The sequence below is a fragment of the Shimia sp. genome, from assembly GCF_041624275.1.
Taxonomy (GTDB): domain Bacteria; phylum Pseudomonadota; class Alphaproteobacteria; order Rhodobacterales; family Rhodobacteraceae; genus Shimia.
Genome location: NZ_JBFJVE010000184.1, coordinates 1 through 5,839 on the forward strand (window position 1 = coordinate 1; position 5,839 = coordinate 5,839).

Sequence of the window (5,839 nt, forward strand, 5' to 3'; positions counted from 1 at the left end):
GGCTGGCGGCGGTGGCCGAGGCGCGCGGCCGGGCGCTGGGGATGGAGGCCGAGCAGATCGCCAAGGGGCGCAGCCAGTTCGACATGGGGCTGCTGGCGGTGGCGGTGATCGAGAGCCCGGTGATCTCGGACAAGGTGCCCGAGATCGAGCAGAGCTATTCGGCGGGGGCGGTCTGCCTGCAGCTGCTGAACGCGGCGCTGGCCGCCGGCTGGGGCGCCAACTGGCTGTCGGGCTGGGTGGCCCATGACCGCGGCTTCCTGAGCGAGGCGCTGGACCTCGCGCCGCATGAGAAACTGGCCGGGCTGATCCATATCGGCACCGAGAAACACGCGCCGCCGGAACGGCCGCGCCCGGAGATGGAAGCCAAGGTCACATGGGTCTCGCAATAATCCTCTCGTCCTTCCTGCGCGCCCTCGGCCAGCTTGGCGACCGGCGCTTTCGCCGGGTGCTGTGGCTGGGCATCGGGCTGACCTTTGCGCTGCTGGTGGCGGCCTATGCCGGGCTGCTCTGGGTGATCGATATCTTTTTCGGCGAAGAGGCCTTCTTTCCGGTCTTCGAGGACATCACCTGGATCGGCGACCTGCTGGGGCTGACCAGTTTCATCTTCATGATCGTGCTGTCGGTGTTCCTGATGGTGCCGGTGGCCTCGGCGATCACCTCGATGTTTCTCGAGGACGTGGCGCGGGCGGTCGAGGACCGGCACTATCCGCATCTGCCGAGCGTCGGCTCGGTGCCGCTGTCGGAGGCGGTGAAGGACACGCTGGGCTTTCTCGGGGTGCTGATCGCCGCCAACCTGCTGGCGGTGGTGATCTATGCCTTTCTGCCGGGGTTCTCGCTGTTCATCTTCTGGGCGCTGAACGGGTTTCTGCTGGGGCGGGAATATTTCCAGCTGGCGGCGATGCGGCGGCTGGGACGCGAGGGCGCCAAGGCGCTGCGCAAGCGCCACCGGGCGACGATCTGGCTGGCCGGCACGCTGATGGCGATGCCGCTATCGGTGCCGCTGGTCAACCTCTTGGTGCCGATCCTCGGGGCGGCGACCTTTACCCATCTGTTCCATCAGCTACAGGCGGCAGACGGTTCATCCAGTCGAAATCGCGCACGGTGATGATCTCGTAGGTGATGATCCACCACAGCAGCAGCCAAAGGGCGGCGGCCACGGCAAAGGTGATCTTGGCCTTGATCGCGAGGTTGTGGTGCTCGGGCGCGCCGGGCTGGGTGCCGGGCACCACCTTGCCGAGATCGCCCTGGGTCTTGAGGCGGATCGGGATCACCACCAGAAAGGTCAGGAACCACAGAACGGCATAGAGCACGATGGCAGAGGTGATGGACATGGGGCTCTCTCCTGTTCGCTGACGCCCTTTGTGCACGCCCCCGTGCCCCTGTCCAGCGCAAAAGAAAGGCGCGGGCAAGATGTGATCCCGCCCGCGCCCGAAAGGATGGGGCCGATCAGACCTGTTCCAGCTCGACCAGGCAGCCGTTGAAATCCTTGGGATGCAGGAACAGCACCGGCTTGCCATGGGCGCCGATCTTGGGCTCGCCCGAGCCCAGCACCCGGGCGCCGGTGGCCTTCAGGTGGTCGCGGGCGGCGAGGATGTCTTCGACCTCGTAGCAGACATGGTGGATGCCGCCCGAGGGGTTCTTTTCGAGGAAGCCGTTGATCGGGCTGTCCTCGCCCAGCGGATAGAGCAGTTCGATCTTGGTGTTGGGCAGTTCGATGAAGACCACGGTGACGCCGTGATCGGGCTCGTCCTGGGGGGCGCCGACCTTGGCGCCAAGCGCGTTGCGGTACTGGGCCGAGGCGGCTTCGAGGTCGGGCACGGCGATGGCCACGTGATTGAGGCGTCCGATCATGTCTTGTCCTTTCTGGCTTTCAAGTCCGCAACCTTATGGGCAAGCCGGGCGCGCGGCGCAAGGGACAGGCGGTCGCGCCGGGGCGGATCGGCGGCGGCGTTAACGGCTTGTTCACCTTCTCCGTCCTAGCTTCGGGACAGACGCTGCCAAGGAAGGACCCAACCGATGGACGAATTTGCCCAAGGAGCCGCCCCCGCCCCGCCGACCCCGCATCGCCCGCTTTTGGGGCTGACGGTGCTGGTGGTCGAGGACAGCCGCTTTGCCTGCGAGGCGCTGCGCCTGCTGTGCCTGCGCAGCGGTGCCCGCATCCGCCGCGCCGACTGTCTGGCCTCGGCGCGGCGGCATCTGCAGACCTATCGCCCCTCGGTGGTGATCGTCGACATGGGGCTGCCCGACGGCAACGGCGCCGAACTGATCGAGGAGCTGGCGGCGGCGGCGCCACGGCTGGCGGTGATTCTGGCGATGTCGGGCGACACTTTTGCCGAGGATCTGGCGATCGCCGCCGGCGCCGACGGCTTTCTGGCCAAGCCGGTGCTGAACCTGGCCGATTTCCAGCAGGCGATCCTGTCGCGCCTGCCGCCGGAACGCCGCCCGCGCGGGCTGTGGGCGCTGAGCGAGGACATGGTCGAGCCGGACCCGCATGCCTATCGCGACGATCTCAGCCATGCCGCCGAAACCCTGTCGGGCGGGCGCCCGGAAGAGGTCATCGACTATGTGGCGCAGTTTCTCGGCGGCATCGCCCGCAGCGCCCGCGACATGCCGCTGGCCCGCGCCGCCGAGGCGGTGACGCGGGGGCGCGAAAGCGGCCGCCTGCCCCGCGCCGACATCGTGGCGCTGAAGCAGCTGGTGCAGTCGCGGCTGGCCGAGGAGCAGACGATCTGAGGCCGGGCCGGTGGGCGACAGAGACAGCCGGGGCACGGCCTGCGGGCCGGGGCCCTGTCGAAGGGCCGCGGGGGTGCCGGGGGTACCGGGGTGGTGATGGCCGGGAAAGCCGCGCCCAGTGAACATCGGTGCACGTCGGCGCGGCCCAGTGCCCATAGGTGTGGCCCAGTGCCCATAGGTGTGGCCCAGTGCACATCGGTGCGGCTCGGCAGAGCGGCTCAGCCCAGCGCCGGGTCGCCGGCGACCCGCGCCAGGCGCGTCAGGTCGCCCAGCCGTTCGATCTGCTGACCGTCGGCATCGAAATTGGCCGGCGACAGCCAGACATCGAAGGCGGTGCCGAGCGCCGGCCAGTCCTTGTCGATGGCGGCGAACCAAGCGGTGTCGCGGTTGCGGTTCTTGACCACCACATGCTGGCGGAACACCCCTTCGAAGCTGAGGCCGAGGCGCTGCGCGGCGCGGCGCGACGGCAGGTTCAGCGCGTCGCATTTCCATTCGAAGCGCCGGTAGCCGGCGGCAAAGGCCCATTGCATCATCAGCGCGAAGGCCTCGGTCGCGGCGCGGGTGCCCTGAAGCTGCGGCGCGAGGTTGATATGGCCAAGCTCGATGCTGCCGGCCTCGGGCGCGATGCGCAGGAATGAGGCGACCCCGCCCCAGCGGCCGCTGTCCCGGTCGCGGATCGCATAGAAGAACGGATCGGCCTGCCCGGCGACGCCCTTGACCCAGCGGTGATAGGAGGCGGCGGAGTGGAACGGGCCATAGGGCAGGTAATCCCAGACCGCGTCATGGCCTTCGTAGGCGCGGAACAGCAGCGCGGCATGGGCCTCGGCGGTCAGCGGCTCGAGCCGGGCGTAACGCCCCTCGAGCGGCGCCGGCCCCGGACGCGGCGGCGGGGTCCAGCCCGGCAACGGGTCTCCTAGCTGTCGTGGCGCGGTCATATGGCTGCTCCTGTCTGTTGCCCGGACAGTGGCACAGAGCGGCCGGGGCTGCCAAGGGCCGGCGTGCCCGCGCCCAGGCGCCCGCCACAGACAGCTGCCGAAAACAAAAGGGCCGCGCCTTGCGGCACGGCCCCTGTTCCGGTGACGGCGCCCTGTGGCCCGGCGCTCAGTCCTGCGGGATGACGCGCAGGCCCAGCTCCATCAGCTGATCGGTGGTGGGATCGCTGGGGGCGTTCATCATCAGGTCTTCGGCGCGCTGGTTCATCGGGAACATCACCACTTCGCGGATGTTCTGCTGATCGGCCAGAAGCATCACGATACGGTCGACCCCGGCGGCGCAGCCCCCGTGCGGCGGGGCGCCGTATTTGAAGGCGTTGACCATGCCGCCAAAGCGCTTGCGAACCTCGTCCTCGCCATATCCGGCGATTTCGAAGGCCTTGAACATGATCTCGGGCTTGTGGTTCCGGATCGCGCCCGAGACCAGTTCATAGCCGTTGCAGGCCAGGTCATACTGGAAGCCGGTGGCCGACAGCGGGTCGGTCTCGAGGATCTCCATGCCGCCCTGGGGCATCGAGAAGGGGTTGTGGTCGAAATCGACGGCGCCGGTCTCTTCGTCCTTCTGGAAGATCGGGAAATCGACGATCCAGGCAAAGGCGAAACGGTCTTCGTCGATCAGGCCCAGTTCCTTGCCGATGACGTCGCGGGCGCGCCCGGCCACGGCCTCGAAGGATTTCGGCTTGCCACCAAGGAAGAAGGCCGCGTCGCCGACGCCGAGGCCCAGCTGCTGGCGGATCGCCTCGGTGCGCTCGGGGCCGATGTTCTTGGCCAGCGGGCCGGCGGCTTCCATGCCACCTTCGACCTCGCCGGATTTCAGCAGCGCCTGAGCTTCCTTGACCTTGATGCCCAGTTCCTGGGCCACCGAGTCGGCGGTCTTCTCGCGCCAGAAGATATAGCCCATGCCGGGCAGGCCCTGTTCCTGGGCAAACTTGTTCATCCGGTCGCAGAACTTGCGGCCACCGCCGGTGGGGGCGGGAATGGCGCGCACCTCGGTGCCCTCCTGCTCCAAAAGCTTGGCGAAGATGGCAAAGCCCGAGCCGCGGAAATGCTCGGAGACCTGCTGCATCTTGATCGGGTTCCTGAGGTCGGGCTTGTCGGTGCCATACCACTTGGCGGCATCGGCATAGGAGATCTGCGGCCAGTCCTGATCGACTTTGCGGCCACCGCCGAATTCCTCGAAGACGCCCCGAAGCACCGGCTGGATGGTGTCGAAGACGTCCTGCTGGGTGACGAAGGACATTTCCATGTCGAGCTGGTAGAAATCGGTCGGCGAACGGTCGGCGCGCGGGTCTTCGTCGCGGAAACAGGGCGCGATCTGGAAATACTTGTCGAAACCGGCCACCATCATCAGCTGTTTGAACTGCTGCGGCGCCTGCGGCAGGGCGTAGAACTTGCCCGGGTGCAGACGCGAGGGCACCAGGAAGTCGCGCGCGCCCTCAGGGCTCGAGGCGGTGATGATCGGGGTCTGGTATTCGCGGAACCCCTGATCCCACATCCGCTTGCGCATCGACATGACCACGTCCGAGCGCAGTTTCATATTGTCCTGCATCTGCTCGCGGCGCAGATCGAGGAAACGGTATTTGAGCCGGGTTTCCTCGGGGTATTCCTGATCTCCGAACACCATCAGCGGCAGCTCGTCCGAGGCGCCCAGCACCTCGAGGTCGCGCACGAAAACCTCGATCTCGCCGGTCGGCAGCTTGGCGTTGACCAGCTCGGGGTCGCGCGCCTTGACGGTGCCGTCGATGCGGATGCACCATTCCGAGCGCACCTTTTCCATCTCGGCAAAGACCGGGCTGTCGGGGTCGCAGAGGACCTGGGTGATGCCATAATGGTCGCGCAGGTCGATGAACAGGATGCCGCCATGGTCGCGGACCCGGTGGACCCAGCCCGAGAGGCGCACGGTGTCGCCGACGTTGGATGTGTTCAGTTCAGCGCAGGTGTGGCTGCGAAAAGCATGCATGATCTGGCCCTTTGTCGGCAAATACGTCTGGATGGCGCGAAACGCGCGTCCGCGCCGATACACCTGCTTGGGCGCCGGATGTCAAGGTGGTGTGGCATTGCGGGGGCGCGGAAGCCGGTCAGGGGCCGCTTTTCGCGTTCGCGCGCGGGTGTAA

7 protein-coding genes are annotated in these 5,839 nt (G+C 67.3%); 3 read left to right on the forward strand and 4 right to left on the reverse strand.

Annotation, left to right across the window (positions count from 1 at the left end; genetic code table 11):
- On the forward strand, positions 1-389 hold a 389-nt coding region (locus tag ABZD10_RS12845; protein WP_372887026.1), incomplete at its 5' end, for a nitroreductase family protein.
- Complete coding sequence (locus tag ABZD10_RS12850) at positions 374-1,105, forward strand: EI24 domain-containing protein (RefSeq protein ID WP_372887027.1); 732 nt, start codon at positions 374-376, stop codon at positions 1,103-1,105. The genes ABZD10_RS12845 and ABZD10_RS12850, both read left to right, overlap by 16 nt.
- Here the strand turns inward: ABZD10_RS12850 and ABZD10_RS12855 are convergent.
- Positions 1,041-1,331 carry a DUF1467 family protein gene (locus tag ABZD10_RS12855; RefSeq protein WP_372887028.1) on the reverse strand — a complete coding sequence of 97 codons (291 nt, stop codon included), beginning with the start codon at positions 1,329-1,331 and terminating at the stop codon, positions 1,041-1,043. The genes ABZD10_RS12850 and ABZD10_RS12855 overlap by 65 nt on opposite strands.
- 115 nt (positions 1,332-1,446) lie before the next feature.
- Positions 1,447-1,851 (reverse strand): methylmalonyl-CoA epimerase, encoded by a 405-nt coding sequence (mce, locus tag ABZD10_RS12860; RefSeq protein WP_372887030.1) that lies wholly within the window; start codon positions 1,849-1,851, stop codon positions 1,447-1,449.
- 165 nt (positions 1,852-2,016) lie between these two features.
- On the opposite strand from mce, the gene ABZD10_RS12865 reads away from it, so the two are divergent.
- A complete protein-coding gene (locus ABZD10_RS12865) occupies positions 2,017-2,733 on the forward strand; it encodes a response regulator (protein WP_372887031.1) in 717 nt (238 codons plus the stop codon).
- A 218-nt stretch (positions 2,734-2,951) separates the two neighbouring features.
- On the opposite strand, the gene ABZD10_RS12870 is transcribed toward ABZD10_RS12865, so the two are convergent.
- Together ABZD10_RS12870 and aspS are read right to left on the reverse strand one after the other, a co-directional pair.
- Positions 2,952-3,668 carry a GNAT family N-acetyltransferase gene (locus ABZD10_RS12870; RefSeq protein WP_372887033.1) on the reverse strand — a complete coding sequence of 239 codons (717 nt, stop codon included), beginning with the start codon at positions 3,666-3,668 and terminating at the stop codon, positions 2,952-2,954.
- Between the two features lie 166 nt (positions 3,669-3,834).
- Positions 3,835-5,685 carry an aspartate--tRNA ligase gene (gene aspS / locus ABZD10_RS12875; protein WP_372887035.1) on the reverse strand — a complete coding sequence of 617 codons (1,851 nt, stop codon included), beginning with the start codon at positions 5,683-5,685 and terminating at the stop codon, positions 3,835-3,837.
- Positions 5,686-5,839: the final 154 nt, after the last annotated feature.